General features: G+C 45.0%; 8 protein-coding genes and 1 other RNA gene. 3 read left to right on the top strand and 6 right to left on the bottom strand.

Translation table 11 applies throughout. From position 1 onward, the window contains the following. Nucleotides 1-103 precede the first annotated feature (103 nt). Nucleotides 104-8,902, bottom strand: a complete 8,799-nt coding sequence (locus P0108_RS04940; protein WP_473730812.1) for an InlB B-repeat-containing protein — start codon at nucleotides 8,900-8,902, stop codon at nucleotides 104-106. Nucleotides 8,903-9,286: 384 nt separating this feature from the next. Between P0108_RS04940 and ssrA the strand changes: the two genes are divergently transcribed. Continuing rightward, nucleotides 9,287-9,683, top strand: a transfer-messenger RNA (tmRNA) gene (gene ssrA, locus P0108_RS04945). Nucleotides 9,684-9,751: 68 nt separating this feature from the next. Here the strand turns inward: ssrA and miaA are convergent. Then, nucleotides 9,752-10,765 (bottom strand): tRNA (adenosine(37)-N6)-dimethylallyltransferase MiaA, encoded by a 1,014-nt coding sequence (gene miaA / locus P0108_RS04950; protein WP_064621564.1) that lies wholly within the window; start codon nucleotides 10,763-10,765, stop codon nucleotides 9,752-9,754. Nucleotides 10,766-10,907: 142 nt separating this feature from the next. Here miaA and P0108_RS04955 point away from each other — a divergent pair, with 142 nt between their 5' ends. Both P0108_RS04955 and P0108_RS04960 read left to right on the top strand, forming a co-directional pair. Next, on the top strand, nucleotides 10,908-11,717 hold the full coding sequence (locus P0108_RS04955) for a GTP pyrophosphokinase (protein ID WP_004108491.1): 810 nt from the start codon (nucleotides 10,908-10,910) through the stop codon (nucleotides 11,715-11,717). Between the two features lie 184 nt (nucleotides 11,718-11,901). Then, nucleotides 11,902-12,648 (top strand): Bax inhibitor-1/YccA family protein, encoded by a 747-nt coding sequence (locus tag P0108_RS04960; RefSeq protein ID WP_004108493.1) that lies wholly within the window; start codon nucleotides 11,902-11,904, stop codon nucleotides 12,646-12,648. Between the two features lie 674 nt (nucleotides 12,649-13,322). Here P0108_RS04960 and tuf read toward each other — a convergent pair. The 4 genes from tuf to rpsL all read right to left on the bottom strand — a co-directional run bounded on the left by tuf (nucleotide 13,323) and on the right by rpsL (nucleotide 17,708). Then, on the bottom strand, nucleotides 13,323-14,522 hold the full coding sequence (gene tuf / locus P0108_RS04965) for an elongation factor Tu (protein WP_004118785.1): 1,200 nt from the start codon (nucleotides 14,520-14,522) through the stop codon (nucleotides 13,323-13,325). Nucleotides 14,523-14,690: 168 nt separating this feature from the next. Then, on the bottom strand, nucleotides 14,691-16,820 hold the full coding sequence (gene fusA / locus P0108_RS04970; protein WP_004107409.1) for an elongation factor G: 2,130 nt from the start codon (nucleotides 16,818-16,820) through the stop codon (nucleotides 14,691-14,693). A gap of 42 nt (nucleotides 16,821-16,862) precedes the next feature. Continuing rightward, on the bottom strand, nucleotides 16,863-17,333 hold the full coding sequence (rpsG, locus tag P0108_RS04975; RefSeq protein ID WP_012914396.1) for a 30S ribosomal protein S7: 471 nt from the start codon (nucleotides 17,331-17,333) through the stop codon (nucleotides 16,863-16,865). A 3-nt stretch (nucleotides 17,334-17,336) separates the two neighbouring features. After that, nucleotides 17,337-17,708 carry a 30S ribosomal protein S12 gene (gene rpsL / locus P0108_RS04980; protein ID WP_003813881.1) on the bottom strand — a complete coding sequence of 124 codons (372 nt, stop codon included), beginning with the start codon at nucleotides 17,706-17,708 and terminating at the stop codon, nucleotides 17,337-17,339. Between the last annotated feature and the right edge of the window lie 11 nt (nucleotides 17,709-17,719).

Below are 17,719 nucleotides of genomic sequence, written 5' to 3' on the forward strand. Positions count from 1 at the left end.
GTGAACCGGAACCTTCGTAATTCTAGTCACCACCCTCGACGCGCTTATAATCCGCATAAAAATGGAGCGCATGAAAAATTCAAACGCTCCAAATTTAAATAAATTATTTATTATTGCGACGCTTGCGATGGTGTTTGCCAGTCTTTACAACCGCGAGACCAATTGCTGCGATTGCTGCCGACAAAATACCAGCGGATGCAGAAGAAACCGTATTGCTACCAGTTTTAGCTAATTCCGGCCTTGCTTCAGCAGTTTCTTTTACATCCTTTTCTTGCTTCTTTTCATTCTCAATAGTTACGTCATATGAAGTATAAGAATCAAGAGAAGGAATAGCTTGTTCAGGCGTTGGAGCAGGTTTGCTCTCAGAAATCACATCAATTTCAACAGTAATTTCCGCTTCGCGACCATACTTGTCGGTAGTAGTAAACGTTAGCTCAACTTTCGGCTTGCCGTCAACAATCTTAGGCGTGCCAGAAATCTTGCATTCAGTACCAGCGCAATTTGCGTTAATGCCGTTTACAGAAGTTAAGCCTTGAGCAACTAACTCGTTAATAGTTACTTTCTTGCCGTCTACTGTAACCGTTGTGTTATTAACATCTCCTTCAGTCATGTTTTGCAATCTGAAGTTCGTTAAAACACCCTCGCGAGCAGAACCACTAAACTTAAACTTCATAGGAGCCATCTTCTCGAAGTTTGCAGTAATAATGGTTTCGCTTTCTGGGAATACCATTGCAATATCGGCGTCAGTAATACCAGAGTGCACAAGTAAATTCTTCAAAGCTTCAATAGTTGAGTGTTGTGAATTACGAATTATTTTTGCCGTATATGACTTTCCTAATGTTTCAGCAACAATAGCCAATCTATTACGACTTGCTTCATAACTCATATTCTCGTTATTTATAGCTTCAGCAAGAATATTCTTTATAGCCGCAAATGTAGAATTCTTAGATTTGCGGATTACATTAGCTGTAAACGACATGCCATAGCGTTCAGCAATCTTAGCTAATGTTTCACGCTCAATATCAGTTGATTTGTGGTTATCAGCACTGTTATAGATGGTATCAATATGTTTAGAGTAAGATACTTCATCCCAATTCTTGAATATGTAACCTTTGTTAGCAAGAACGTCTGGAATATAATTCTTTATTTCAGACATTCTATCTTTACGCACCCAGTATGTATGCATTGGTGACTGCATAGTTCCGCCATTGCCAGCTACATACGTTACCTTTGTGTAGTTTTCTAAAATGAACTTTCCTGCTTGACTGCCAGCTGAAGGCAAATCTCGCTCTGCAATCACATTCGGAAGCACTTGAATAGGTACATTTTCATAACGTACTATCTTTGCACCCTTCTTATTTGGATCAGATGTTTCAACCTTCACTCTAACGGTAGTAATTCCAGGCTTCGCAATTCGAACAGAATTTGCACCGGAAGAATAAACTACACCAGCACCGTGCATGCCCGCAATCTCTAGGTTATTAGGATCAACACCAGACACAAGCTCATCAGGAGCAGGAACTTCATCTCCAACACTCTTAACAAACTGAGATACATTCACAGGCATATCAGCAATCTGATTTGCAACATATACGCGAATTTGTCTATTCTTATTTGTGTCAGTTGACGGAACAGGCTTGTTGCCTGCATCATAAACTTCCCACTTGCTAAAGCCCTTAAGCTGTTGCTTTAACTCATTAGTTTTATTATTAACGTCATTTTCATATGTAGTACTATCGGACTTAAAGTAGATAACTTTCGGTTTGTATGAGCCATCATCCCACTTCCTTCCGAAAGCTGGTAAGAACACATACGGCACGTAGTTATCTGGAATTTTCTCATTACTCTTCGCGTCGATGATGTTCATCACCTTTTCATACACTGCTTGGTATGTAGTATTTTCAGAGTACTTTAATTTACGAATCTCATCATTCGATAACAACTTTTCATCATTCGCGTTTTGCACATCAACGCTAGTTGCAGATGCTGGTTCACTTACCATCAAAGTAGTGACAGGAATTTCAGGTTGATTTGCTAATCCTCTTCTTGCACTCGAACGAGCATTAGAATTATCATTATCAACAAAATTCTCAAGCTTCCTCCAGCCTTTGAACACGTAATGGTATCCACCAGCGTCATAATTCTTGCCAACAGCTTGCGGAGCTTTTACGCCCGTAACATCGTCTTTAAGAACGTAGTACAGCTTAGTAGTATCTTTATCAAGGCTGCCCTGATCTTTATGATCAACTTGATTGGCATTTATAAAGTTGACCTTAACATACTTATCCTTATTGAGAACAAGATCACGCTCTGCAGCAACACCAGTAAGAGGATTAGTATCGCCAGGCTGATGTGAAGGCTGAGTACTATCTGGTTTCGGTAGGCTCTTATCGTACATCAACTGATAAAGCACCTTTAAGCGTCCTACAAGTCTATAAGTCTTGTAATCTGCTGCATCCTTATACTTAACTGTAACTTTCAAAGGAACAGTGTACAAAGCAGGCTTCTTAAGCATCTTCTGCTTTAACTTATTTTGTTCAGCTTCAGTTGGCAAATCATATTCGACTTTTATGTCTTCTATGCCATTATTCACAGCAGCATCTGCTTTGAGCTGAGACATATTAGTTATAAAATCGGTTAACTTTGGAAGCGTGTCAGGCTTATCTTGCACAGCGACCAAGTAATCAGTCTGCACTGTTGGCTCTGTCCAAGGGGTTTGATCTGCCACGAACTCTTGGAATGGTTTATCAACTTTCCAATTCGAAACATCATCTATAGGCGTTACTTCTTCTTTGCCATTAATCATGCTGCTTCGATTCCAAGTTCCCTTAGCATTGGTTAGGTTCTCTTGAAGCCTTGTCAACGCACTAGTCTGGTCGCTAGCACTGTAAGGAATTTGCGAAAGATCAGTACCCTTCTTTACGTAGAACACCTTAGGGCCGTCTGTGCCGTCCTTCCACTTTCGTCCTGGAGCAGGCTTGAAGATTGCAACTACAGAATCTTCTGGAACTGTTCCATTGTCGGACGAGCTGGAGAAGTAGTCGATTCGCTTGTAAATAGCGTGGTAAGTTACGCCGTCTTGCAAATTTACTTTCTTGTAGCGGTCGCTTGAATTTATGTCAAACGTCTGCTCTTGTTTTGGATTTTCAGCAGTCGGCTTTACAACATTAGTCGCCCAACCCTTAAACACGTAGTGGTAATGCTGGTTGCTGTAATCATTGCCGAAAGCTTGCGGCACGCGGATTCTAACTTCCTTACCCTTATAAACGTACGCAGTAAGCGTAGTTTTTTCACCAGCAGGATGATTGGCATTATCTCCATCGTGACCAATAATAGTGCCTTCATCATTCTTGCCGGTGAAAGTAATCGGCGCATACTCGTCAATATGCGCTTTGCCGTAGTCAGTAGCTTTAAACTTATCCCACTCGCTTGCGTACACCAAATCCGGCAGCACGCGGTACAGCACTTCAGCTTCAGCAATGTTATTGCCAAGATGCACTTGCACTTTAATCTTGTGTAATCCTGGAGTGTTGTCAAACTTTTCGCCAGGCGCAAAGCTGAACGTAGCACCATCTGGATAATCACTAGCATTCGTTATAAGCTTCTTAGCATCATCACTACTTCCAGTACTAATATTCTTAAGTGGCGTAAGCACTTGCGGAGCTGCGGCAATAGGAGCCTTTAGCTTGAAGTGAGCAGTGTAAATTACCTCAGGATTGTTCTGCTCTTCGGAACGAATCGGCAAGCGATTCACACCATCGGAATACTGAAGCGTATGCGAGCCAACTTCAGACGAACCGACTTTTGAAGTCCAACCAACAAACTCAAATCCAGGCTTTGCTTTCACTGTTGGAAGTGGCATTTGATAAGCTTTTGTGCCCTTAATTGCGTCGTACACAAGAACAGAGCCGTCAGCTACATTGTTGTTCTGCCAGTCAACAACGCTGCCCATAGAGTCTTGACCATCAGCCACTTTGAACACGTAGCGCGTGTAGTGATCTGGGCGAGCTTGCTTATCGTCATTGCGTTTAAGCACGCGAACGTCTTTATATTTGAAGATGAATGTATCTTCTCTAGTCTGCTTACCTTCGCTATCAGTAGTATAAGTAATATTCTGCTGTGTACTTTCCGGCATAAAGCCTTCAATCGGCTTGTAGAATACTACGTCGTACTTTCTGTTTACAGAGCTGACTTCGCTTTCTGGAAGAAGCTCCTTACCGTTTTGATCAATATACTTTACCTTATACTTGCGCGTATTGTACGTTTGGTAAATAAACTCGCCAGTATTCTGCTTCTCATCACTCGAGGCTTCAAAGCTCGTGAACTGCTTATCTGGGAAGTGCGTTTCGTCGCTGTAGACTGCTTCCGCATTGTAGCGCAAATGCTCGCGCAAGCCGGAAACCGTTTGAGTAGAAACGTGATCCACCATCGCGGCTTTTTCTGCGTCTGAAAGACCCTCTTTCTTATAGTCAGCAAACGTTACGCCTGGCTTTAAGAATATGTGCTTAAAAGTACCGTTGTAGCGAGTATCCTTAACCCACACTGCATCAAGCTTTATATCTTCTACTACTTTATTGCCAAAAGCGTACGGCAAAGTCGTGCCGTTCTTTTTAATCTCCCAGCCGTAGAAGTCGTAGCCTTTGCGCGTTGGGGTGCTTATCTTCTTTTCGTCAATAACATGGTAGCGAGGGAACTTCTTTTCCGTAACTACGTCGGAGCCACTTATTTCATTGCCGTTGTCGTCGGTTTTCGGCATATGGTAGTCAAACGTTACAGTGTGCTGAATATCAGTTGGAAGACCCCACGCAGCGTAAAGCTTAATGCCGTTGACTGGCATTGTAATATCTTTGTTTTCGCCATTTATAAACTGAGTACCAGCCTGATCAACAGCCCAGCCTTTAAACACATAGTCTTCTGGCAAATCAGCAGGGCGAACGATGGAGTAAGTCTTGTTATTAAGCGTGAAAGTGTACTTGCCGTCGAACTGCTTAGACGTATTACCGGCATCGTCTTTAGTTACAGAAGCATCATAAGATGTATCGTTTCCGTATAGCTCTTTGTCTTCGCCCGTCAAATCTTTTTTGCCGCGCTTAGTCAAACTATACTCGAACGGCAGGCTCTCTTTAGCAGAGCCATTGCCGTCCTTTATAGCCTTGCCATCCGCATTATAAAACTGCACATCGTACGACTTGCGGTTGTACCTAAATTCAAGTAGTTTGTTAGTTTCAAATTCAGTTGCATCACCAGAATAATCTTCTTGTTCATCTACTGGAACGCCCCTATACTTTCGAAATGCTAAATGATACTTTTTAGCAAAAGCATTCTTCTCATCATCACTTAAATCATCCCAATTCCCATGACCATGAGATTCGTTATACCACTCTTCCCGATTATCTTCAAAGTCGAATGGATCTAACGAATCACCAACATTTTTCTTATCATAACCATCAGCAGGATTAAAACCTGCAATAGATGGAGCTGTATATAAATAACCCGAATTGTCAGTATCATCTTTGCTATATGAATCAGTTGAAAGCTCATAATCATTGTCGCCTATATCATCGCCACCGTTTTTAGCAGACGCAATACTTTGCTTCCTAATAATCACCTGTATAGGCGCACTTTTACTACTGATATCAGCAGTAAGCAGACGCTGATTATCTTTTAGCTCGTATTGCTGTGCACTAGGATTCGAAGGGTCATCACTAATTTTAGGCGCTTGATTATTACCTTGTACACGGAATTTAGGATCAGCAAATTCTTTTATAGTAAAACGATACGGAGGAGTGTCACGATAATTCACTTCACCTGCATATCCAAGCTGCCATCCTAAAGAGCCTATATTTTCTTCATTAAAATCTAATTCATTTATATCAGGCCAAATATCAGTAAGCTTTTGACCGTAACGAACTTTTACGCGGTAGCCCTTATGGTCAATTTTGTTGCCATCGTTATCTTCATTTTCGCTATCATACTTCGTTGAGCAATTGCCACCATCAGCATAGCAATAAATAGTTGTTTTGCCGCTTTCGTCTTTTCTTTTTATAGCAGCATTGTTACCCCTATCTACGCCAGTAGGCTTAGCAAAAATAAGCTCGTAAGTCTTGCGGTCGTAAACTAAGTTAAGAGTGTTGTTTAAGTCGTTCGCGCAAAGCTGCGATTTACTACGTTTGCCTAAATCTGGGTGACCCGGCACAAAATCATGTTGCTCAGTGTTAAGCTTTTTAGTAAGCTCCTTATTCACATGGAAGTAGCGTGTGAATATATCCTTGCCTTTGTTTGAAGCGTCACCAGGATTCGCGGTATCATACCCGTCTAAGCTTGTTACAGGCGTATCGTTCATCCAGTTGAACTTTGAAATTAAGCCGTCTTTGTAACTCTTATCCTTCGTGCCCTGCAACTCTTCTTTCGTTAAGCCAAGCTCTGGGTTTTCTACATAATTATCTTCGTTTTTACCATTAAGCTTACTAGTATCATTAGCAACGCCGGCATCATTCATCTTATTAAGCGCAACGTCACTCTCTGTCTTCACGTTCTTGCGCTCAACAAGACCAACAAAGTCGTAGTTTGCAAGCGAATCCGGATGCTCTTTGTCAACCAAATCCGCTTTTTGCACCCACACGTTCACGCGGTAGCTAGTAGTATTGTTCGCTTCCCAATTAGCGCGGAATTGCACATTGTGATCCGGCATCTTGTAGTCATCAAGAGAAACAATAGTATTCTCAGCATAAAGCGGATCACTCTCTTTGCTAGGATCTACTAAAGACCATCCTTTAAAAGTGTAACCTCGCCTAGTTGGTTTCGTAACTTGTGGCACATCTTGCTGGTAATACACTTTTTGAGCAGTAACATCCGTGCCGCCAGCAGAATCGTAAGTAACTTCATACGCCTTACGGTAGTAGCGAAGGTTCAAAACTAGCTTATCTTTTTCATCTTCAGAATCCGAAAGCGGCGAGCTAATAAGATTATGCTCCGGCTCGTAGCCTGGAATGTACAGAGCTACAGCACTCACATCTGAACCAACAGTGCCAGTAACTTCAGTGACGTGGATACGTTCTTTTTTGCCATCTTTGTAAGTTACTTCAATAGTCTTGCCAACGCCAAGATTTGGAGCATCGTGAAACTCATCCTTATGATCGAGATCCTGCACCAAGTGACGCACATAGTACTTAGCTGTTTTAGGAGCGTAGTTGATATTCAACTCGCCGTAGTACTGAATACCGTCGTCCGAACCTGACTGCGTAGACGATGGATTCTGCGAAGATTGAGCACTGTTGTTGCTTTCAACAGCCTGCCTTTTCTTTACAGCGTAATCAGTAATCAGCTTCTTGCTTAAACGCAAGTAACGCTTAGCATCCGCATCCGTACCGTCGTCAATAACAAACTTGTCTTCGCTGTTTTTAATGTAGTACTGGTAATCACCGGAGTGGTATACGGACGGACGGTATCCAGCAGCCTTTGGAAGCTCAATGTATTCCCACTTGCCATCTTTGCCTAGATTATCGAAGTCTTCTTGATCAATTGTAAGCTCATACGGCTGCACAAGCTGCTTATTCGCAGCACCACCAATCGTATAGCGAATTTTCAAATTGTAAGTGGCTTTTGGCTTTTTGTCGGTTTGTACCTGTTCGTTGGCTTGCTCTGTGTTTTCAGCAGTTGGATGCTGCTCATTCGGCTTAATTACCTGGCTGTTTGGATCAGTTGCTGCGTTATTAGTTGTTGTGCCAGCGTTCGATGTAGAAGCAGGTGAAGGATGCTCATTGTTCGAAGCAGGCGTAGTGCTTTTCTCTTCGCCTGAGACGTTTGCATTTGCACCTTGTGCAGTTGTATTTTCTGTACTTGGGTTCGCTGTAGTTCCAGCACCAGCGTTAGACGCTGTACCTGTTGAAGGTGCAGGAGCAGACGGTGCAGTCGTATTATCTACAGTGTTCGCAGTCGGAGCTGCAGACGCATTATTTGCAGACGGTGCAGTCGAGGTTGCAGGCGCACTTGTTGTAGTAGTTACACTATTCCCGTCGGAAGCACCATCGCCGCTCTCAACAGACCTACGAACACGCCCCTTTGGCGCATTTGCATTACTTAATGCAGGAGCATTTTCTGCGTGAGTGCTTGAAGATTGTGCGCTTGTATTCTGCTCGTTTGCAGGCTTTGCGCTTTCAGTATTTACAGGCTGCGTATTTGCTGGTTGTGCAGGCTGCTTATTTTCACCTGGCTTAACCTCAGCAGGCTTAACGTCACCAGCATTTTCTTCCGGTTGCTTTGCTTCCGGTTGCTTTGTTTCTGCAGGTTGCTTTGCATCTTGTTTTGCAGTTGACGTTGATTCTGGCTTTGCAGTCGGCTTCAAAGTTGGAGTCGACTCTGGCTTTACTGCTGGATGAACTGGCTGCACTGGCGCAGGCGCACTTACTGCATAAGAATGTCCGAAATTAACCTGTTCTGAAGAACTACCTAACTGCGAGTCAATTCCATCACGCTGTTGCACTTCGTGTTGTTGCGATTCGCGCTGCTTTGCTTCACTCTTATTTATTTCACGCTGCTCAATCTCACGCTGTTGTGCTTCACGCAACTTTTGCATTTGTGCATCATGGCGCGCAAGCTCTACAAACTTTTGAATTTGTGCACCCTTATTGAGTACGCCAGCACCCCACCGCTGCATATTCAATTCATCTACATCAGGCTTACCTTTGCCCATTTTTTGCGTCGTATTAGACGCATCGATAATATCTTTTTGAGTAGGCTGAAGCGCGGAAGCCACAACAGATGGAAGCATCATTGCCAAAGTTGAAGCAACAGCAACTCCAGCAACTCCCTTACGCAAAGCACGAGAACGCTTCACTGCATGAGCCTTACGAAGTGTTCTTCTTGGTGCCATATCACCATATAAATCTTTACGCTCTGCCATTATTTCTCCTCACTCCAACCATTTTCAAGTAAATCGCGCATACTTATAAATCTTCATATATATTATATATGAATACAGTATACGGGCATAAAATAAACATTTGTTATAATCTTTTATTCGTTACAAATCAACTACAACTCATATTTACACTTGGCAAATAAAATCACCTAACTAATAATATACTAATCAATACCCCCCCCCCCAAAAAAAATCATCCGAACGACTATGCCGTTAGGAATAAGCTCAGTGAGGGCGCCCATATCATCATGCGTTAGGCGAACTGCTATTCCGTGAGAAATAAGCACTCAAGCAATTCGTCGCATTAAAATATGATACAATATAAAAACGTGTGCTCTAGTGCAACGATTGTTTGAAAAATCAAAAGGGGTCGATCGGTTTCGACGGCGATCTGTTCGCCGCGGGGAAGCGTGCCGAGAATGCGGAAGTCCACTCGTAAACGTCCTTTCGCAAAAGAATAAGTGCTAAATCTAATCGCACTGAGTTCGCTCTCGCTGCCTGAGCTTCGCGCCAGGATTAACCAGTGAGCAGCTGCTCCGTTCACCCACTCACGTCTTCGGAGTGGTGCTGAACGTCATGAGAAGACTTGCTTGAATTGCCGAGCTGCAGGGCAATTCAGGGACTTTGACTGTAGATATGCTCGCCATGAATTGTCTGCTATAACATGGGGGCAGAAAAACTGCCGTGCGGCCAGCAGACTACGCACGTAGAAGACCGAGGGTACGGTCACCGGACCGGGGTTCAATTCCCCGCGACTCCACAAACGCAATAACGCCACTGCTTAAACAGTGGCGTTATTTGTAGTAAACCCCAATGTTTCCAAGATTTAAGTTAAGCTTCGAAAGCATCTCCGAGATGGTGCTGAGTAGCGTGCTCAGTAGCATCAGAACTATTGCAATCAAACTCCCCCGCATCCGCAGCAGCAACAATCGCGAGCGCAGCTTCCGCAAGATCCGGTCGCAACGCGTCCAACCAGTGGATGCGAGCATCCCTACCAAACCAACCCATTTGTTTGCGTGCAAGTCGTCGAGTTTTTTGTGCAATATCCGCAAAAGCCTCATCCTCGCTCCACACGCCATCCAAATAATCCATAATCTGCTGGTAGCCAAGAGCACGAGCTGCAGTCACACCCAATCGCTCTCGAATCGCGCGCACCTCATCCACAAAACCCTGCTCACGCATAATTTGCGTACGTAAATCCACGCGCTTATCTAAATCTTCACGACGCAAATCTAAGCCAATTTGCACGCAATCAATCACATACTTATACTTCGGAAGCGTTGCGGAATAAGGCTTTCCCGTAAGCTCAATCACTTCAAGCGCGCGAATTGTACGTCGCGGATTGCGCGCATCCATATGAGCCGCAGCAACCGGATCCTTTTGTTGCAACTCATCAAACAGCGCACTCGCTCCCTCTTTGCGCTCGCGCTCCTCCAAAGCTGCACGAATAGACTCATCCGTGCCTGGAAATGTAATATCATCCACAGCAGCACGAGCATACAATCCCGATCCTCCAACTAAAATCGGCCTCACACCACGCGATTGCAACTCACTAATACACTGCCTGGCTAAAACTTGAAATCGCGCAACCGTCATCGTTTCTTCAGGATCAATTATGTCAAGCAAATGGTGTGGTACTTCCGCCTGCTCCTGCGCACTCGCCTTAGCCGTGCCAATATCCATGTAACGATACATTTGATACGCGTCTGCGTTGATGATTTCCGCACGAATCCCACGCTCAGCTAATTTTTTCGCAAGCGCAATACCAAGACTAGTTTTGCCTGAAGCCGTAGGACCAACTATTGAAATTACTTTAGGAATATTATCCTGCTTATTTTCAGACAAAATACACTCCTCGTCAAAATACTTTGCTAGATTTTGCTTGCGCTCAATTACCTAAGATATTTATATCACGCTTTGCAAAGAATATTACATTTACATACGCACTCCCAGACGTTTAGCAGTTTTTATAGTATTATTAAAAGACGTGATACTTGATCGTCATAACCGCGTAAACGCAGCAGAACTCTATGCGCGTCTTCATAGCAACGAAGCAGCTAATGAAAGCAGCAACGTTAGCAGCAATGTTGACAATACAAAAAACCAACAAAATTGCTCCCAATGCGGCAAAACTAATTCGCTTATGCTTCCTGAAGACCAAATCGACGAATTTGTAAACATGATGCAAATTTACGAAGGAGCAATGTACGAAATAAGTACGAAGCTCGAGATTCTAGATAGCGAATTTCAGGTGCGGTTCTCTCACGACCCAATTCATCACATGGAGCGTCGTCTTAAATCAGTGCACTCAATTTTTGAGAAACTGCAAAGGCGTCATCTAGATATTTCCACACGCTCTATACGCGATAATCTTTTCGACGTAGCTGGAATTCGCGTAATTTGCAACTACTGCGACGATGTGTATTCTGTAGCGCAATATCTTTCTAAACAAACAGACATTCAAGTATTGCAAGTTAAGGATTATATTAAGAATCCAAAACCTAATGGATACCGCAGTTTGCACGTAATTTATGCAGTTCCTGTGTTCTTGTCTTCTGGAGCACACTACACGCCAGTTGAAGTGCAATTCCGAACTATTGCTATGGATTATTGGGCTAGCTTGGAGCACGCTTTAAGATACAAAGCCGGTTTGCCGGATGCAAAGTTGGCTGAGCACTCTCAAACTTTGCTCGATTGCGCGCATAGCTTGCAAAATATTGAAACACAAATGCAAGGTATTCACCGCGATATTAATGGTGCTCCTCAAGTTGAAGAAGCACCTAATAGTAAGGCATAATATCAATACGAAGCGCAAGCTTATGCCATATTAGGCGTAATCTTATGCAAGACTAAAACCAGCTTATTGTACGAACGTATAAATTATGCTGTATTTTTTTAGCATTTTCCCAGATGCTTTAATTATAATTATGTGAGAACGTTGTCTTGACAGCGTTTTATTTCATAGCTGTTAAGGAGAAATAATGACAAACTTTACTCAAGATTATTACAGAAGCGGTGCTCCTGAAGTTATTGACACTCAGGCAACATATGCTTTTGAAGAAGCAAAAAGAGTTTCAGTAGGACGCACTTATGGCGAAATGACGCTTGGATTGATTGTTACAACTCTTGTGGCACTGTTCACTCAGAGCGGTAATTTCTGGCTTAGATTTATGTTTGCAACCCGCGGATGGGGTTGGATAATGTTGGCAATTGCTCAGGTTGTGATAGCAGTTGTTCTTGGAACACGCTTAATGAAAATGAGTGAGACAACAGTACGAGTTTTGTTCTATGCTTATGCTGCTTTAACAGGATTTACTTTAAGCTCAGTCTTTCAAGTATTTAGCCTTGGATCTGTGGCATTAGTATTTGCTTTAACTGCAGGATTCTTCCTGTGCTTGACAATGCTTGCACTTACTACAAAAAAGGATTTGCTTAAAGCTGGTCCAATTTTAATGGTTGCATTACTTGTATTCGTTGTTGCGCAAATTATTATTTCGTTTATTGGGCAAGATACTGGAACAATGCGTCTTATGGCTGGAATTGGCATCGTTATTTTTGCAGGTTTAACAGCTTACGATGCTCAGCAAACTCGCGCATTACTTGCACAATATGAAAATCAGCCTGAAATGGTTAAGAAAGTATCTATTTTCTGCGCATTCCAACTGTTCTTGGACTTCATTAACATGTTCATCTACTTGCTAGAGTTGCTTGGAGATAATAGAGATTAGCAATACTAAAACTAACATACGTGTGTTAGTTGCTTAGCTATTTAACCCTGCCAGATTAGTATTTGGCAGGGTTTTATTATGCTCTCTGTACTCCAAACGCGAACGCGTTAACAGTGCCGAGCGTTACTAACACCCATCTCTCACACACTTCTCAAATCACCTACCAGAGACAGACACTAACACAGTACGCAATCTGCACCAGTGTCCCAAAACAAGCAAAATGAGACACTAACACAGAACACAAACTGCACCAGTAACGAAAAAACAGTGGCGCTCACGTGGGTAACGCGCTCGCTTACGAAACTCGCGTTGGAAGTCCCCCGGACTTCCAACCTAAGCGAGTTTCCGCTCCGAGTTGCTTTCTCGCGCTAAATCGCAGCGCTCAAGCAGGTCGTCAGCGCATACCAGTCACAGCAAATTCCTAATGAACTACCACACAAACCTGCCCTACCTTCGTCTTTATTGACGAAGGCAGACCTCGCTTGCGTTGAAAGCACACTGTGCTTTCAACCCTGAGCAAGCTCGGCGCTCCGAGTTGCTTTCGCGCGCTAAATCGTAGCGCTCAAGCAGGTCGTCGCGCTGATAAAACAAGCACATACAACAAAAGACCCCACGAGAGTTTCCTCGCGGGGTCTTTATTAAGCCTTAGCTAATATTTTTCAGTTAGAAAAATACTAGGCAAGAATCTTGGTCACACGACCGGAACCAACGGTACGGCCACCTTCACGAACTGCGAAGGTCAAGCCCTCTTCCATTGCGATTGCCTGGATCAACTCAACAGTGAAGGTTGCGTGATCGCCTGGCTGAACCATCTCAACGCCGTCTGGCAAGGTGATAACGCCGGTGACGTCGGTGGTGCGGAAGTAGAACTGTGGACGGTAGTTGGAGAAGAACGGCGAGTGACGGCCACCTTCGTCCTTGGTCAAGACGTAAACTTCGCCTTCGAACTTGGTGTGTGGGGTCACAGAACCTGGAGCAGCCACAACCTGACCACGCTCAACATCAGTACGGTTGATACCACGGAGAAGAAGACCAGTGTTATCGCCAGCCTCGGCCTCATCCATCTGCTTGTGGAAGGTTTCGATGGAGGTAACGGTGGTGGTCTGAGTTGGACGCAAACCAACGATCTCAACTGGGGTGTTGATTGGGAGCTTACCACGCTCAACACGACCGGTGACAACGGTACCACGACCGGAGATGGTGAACACATCTTCGATTGGCATCAAGAATGGCTTGTCAAGATCGTGAGTTGGGGTTGGGATGTACTCGTCAACAGCCTTCATGAGCTCCTTGACGGTCTCTACCCACTTCTCATGATCTGGAGCGTCATCGTGCAAAGCACCGTAAGCAGAGGTGCGGATGACTGGGCAGTCGCGATCGAAGCCGTTTTCTTCGAGGAGGTCACGAACCTCTTCTTCGACGAGGTCGATAAGTTCTGGATCATCAACCATATCGCACTTGTTCAAAGCAACGAGGATCTTCGGGACACCGACCTGCTTAGCGAGCAAAACGTGCTCACGGGTCTGAGCCATAGGACCATCGGTAGCAGCAACCACGAGGATTGCGCCATCCATCTGAGCAGCACCGGTGATCATGTTCTTCACGTAATCAGCGTGGCCTGGAGCGTCCACGTGAGCGTAGTGACGCTCAGCGGTCTGATACTCGATGTGTGCGATGTTAATGGTAATGCCGCGTTCCTTCTCTTCTGGAGCGGCATCAATCTGATCGAAGTCATACTGAGGGTTCAGATCTGGATACTCGCCATGCAGCACCTTAGAAATAGCCGCGGTCAAGGTAGTCTTACCGTGATCAACGTGACCAATGGTACCAATGTTAACATGCGGCTTAGTACGCTCGTACTTTTCCTTTGCCATGTGTTTGTCCTCCTGGACGTCTCGTAGTTTGCCTCACACATTTGTGAGAGGTCTTTCGCTACATATTACTGGGTTTCTGGGTTAGGTGCCACTTCGGTGCCAGAACCCAGTCAACGTAGGAAATTCTAGCGTTGACCGGGGACAGAAAACACCGAAGTAGCGTGCGCTTTATTCGCCGCGCTGAGCCTTAATAATCTCGTCCGAAACGGCCTTCGGAACCTCCGCGTAAGAGTCCATCTGCATGGTGAACATTGCGCGGCCCTGAGTCTTGGAACGAAGATCGCCAATGTAGCCGAACATTTCGCTCAGCGGCACCTTGGCGTCGATAACTTTCACGCCAGTGGCATCAGTCATAGACTGGATGTTACCGCGACGAGAGTTCAAATCGCCCATGACGTCGCCCATGTACTCTTCTGGAGTACGGACTTCGACAGCCATAATTGGTTCGAGAATTACCGGATTAGCCTTAGGAGCAGCTTCCTTGAAGCACATGGAACCTGCGATCTTGAAGGCCATTTCCGAAGAATCGACATCGTGAGTCTGACCGTCGGTGACGGTTGCCTTTACACCCACAACTGGGAAGCCAGCCAAAACGCCGGATTCCATAGCTTCCTGCACGCCTGCATCGATTGAAGGAATGAATTCCTTGGTGATGTGACCGCCGGTAACTTCGTTGACAAACTGGTAGGTTTCGCCAGATTCTGTGTCGAGAGGTTCGAAGTTCATCAAAACCTTTGCAAACTGACCAGAACCACCGGTCTGCTTCTTGTGAGTGTATTCCTGGTTCATAACAGCCTTACGAATCGTCTCACGGTAAGCAACCTGTGGCTTACCAACATTCGCTTCGACCTTGAACTCACGACGCATACGATCAACGATAATGTCAAGCTGAAGCTCGCCCATACCGGAAATCAAAGTCTGACCAGATTCCTCATCGGTCTTAACCTGGAATGTAGGATCCTCGTCAGAAAGCTTAGCCAAAGCCAAGCTCATCTTTTCCTGATCAGCCTTCGTCTTTGGCTCCACAGCAACCTCAATAACAGGATCTGGGAATGTCATGGATTCCAAAGAAATTGGGTTCTTTTCGTCGCACAAAGTATCACCAGTGCTGACGTTCTTCAAACCAACGAAGGTGTAGATGTTACCAGCTTCAGCTGAATCTACAGGATTTTCCTTATCAGCATGCATCTGGAAAATCTTACCAACGCGTTCCTTCTTGGACTTCGTGGAATCGTACACGGAATCGCCTGGCTTTACTTCGCCAGAGTAAACGCGCACGAACACGAGCTTGCCATAGAATGGATGGGTTGAAATCTTGAATACCAATGCTGCGAATGGATCTGTATTAACTGGCTTACGGTCAATTTCAACAGATTCGTCGCCTGGCTTGAAGCCCTTAATAGATGGAACATCTTCTGGGCTTGGGAGGAAGTCGACAACAGCATCCAGCATTGGCTGAACACCCTTATCCTTGAATGCAGAACCGCAAGTTACTGGGAATGCCTTACGCTCAATGGTAAGCTTACGGATACCAGCGCGCATTTCTTCTTCAGTAAGTTCGCCAGTTTCGAGGTACTTCTCAACCAGCTCATCGTCAGCTTCAGCAACCTGATCCATAAGTTCAGCACGATACTGCTCTGCACGTTCCTGCAAATCTTCAGGAATGTCAACGGTGTCATAGTGAGCACCCATATCGTCCTTAACGTCATTCCAGACGTAAGCCTTCATACGAATCAAGTCAACAACGCCAACGAAGTCGTTTTCAGCACCGATTGGAAGCTGAATAACGAGTGGAGTTGCACCGAGCTTCTCCTTGATGGTCTTGACGGAATAGTAGAAATCAGCGCCAAGCTTATCCATCTTATTGATGAAGCAGATACGTGGGACGCTATACTTATCAGCCTGACGCCACACGGTTTCAGACTGAGGTTCCACACCTTCCTTACCATCGAAGACTGCTACAGCACCATCGAGCACGCGAAGGGAACGTTCCACCTCAGCGGTGAAGTCCACGTGACCTGGGGTATCGATGATGTTGATCTGATAGCGGTCATCAACGTCATGAGTTTGACGCTTCCAGAAGCAGGTAGTTGCAGCAGACTGAATAGTAATACCGCGCTCCTGCTCCTGAGCCATGAAGTCCATGGTAGAAGCACCATCATGAGTTTCACCGATTTTGTAGTTCTTACCAGTGTAGTAAAGAATACGTTCGGTGGTAGTAGTCTTACCAGCATCAATGTGCGCCATGATGCCGATATTACGAACCATATTCAGGTCGTTAAGCACATCTTGTGCCATATTCTTATCCTTAGCTCTTTAAGATACCGATTATCTTGTGGATTACCAGCGATAGTGAGCAAAAGCCTTGTTTGCTTCTGCCATCTTGTGGGTATCCTCGCGGCGCTTCACGGAAGCACCCAAGCCATTGGAGGCATCGAGAATTTCGTTGGCCAAGCGCTCAGCCATAGTCTTTTCACGACGAGCGCGTGAGAAGTCAGTAAGCCAGCGGAGGGAAAGAGTGTTTGCGCGAGCAGGCTTAACTTCGACTGGAACCTGATAAGTTGCACCACCAACGCGGCGAGAACGAACCTCAAGATTTGGACGAATGTTATCAAGAGCGCGCTTCAATACAGAAACTGGCTCCTGCTCGGTCTTTGCCTTCACCTGCTCAAGAGCGGTGTAGACGATGTTTTCTGCGATGGACTTCTTACCATCGAGAAGGATTTTGTTAATCAACTGAGCCACGACGGTCGAGCCGTAGATTGGATCAGGAAGCAGTTGATGCTTTTTTGCAGGTCCTTTACGTGACATGTTTTACTTCGCCTTCTTTGCTCCATACAGGGAACGACCCTGCTTGCGGTCCTTGACACCCTGGGTATCTAATGCGCCACGCACGATGTGGTAACGCACACCTGGGAGATCCTTCACACGGCCACCACGCACGAGCACGATGGAGTGCTCCTGCAAGTTGTGACCTTCGCCTGGAATATAGGCGGTTACTTCAATACCAGAGCTGAGGCGCACACGAGCAACCTTACGAAGCGCGGAATTTGGCTTCTTAGGAGTGGTGGTGTATACACGGGTGCATACGCCACGACGCAGCGGGCTACCCTTCAAGGCCAAAGTCTTTGACTTTTTCGGCTTGGCCTGACGTCCTTTACGGACAAGTTGTTCAATCGTAGGCAACTTAAGTTCTC

The sequence above is a fragment of the Gardnerella sp. c10Ua_244 genome, from assembly GCF_055818055.1.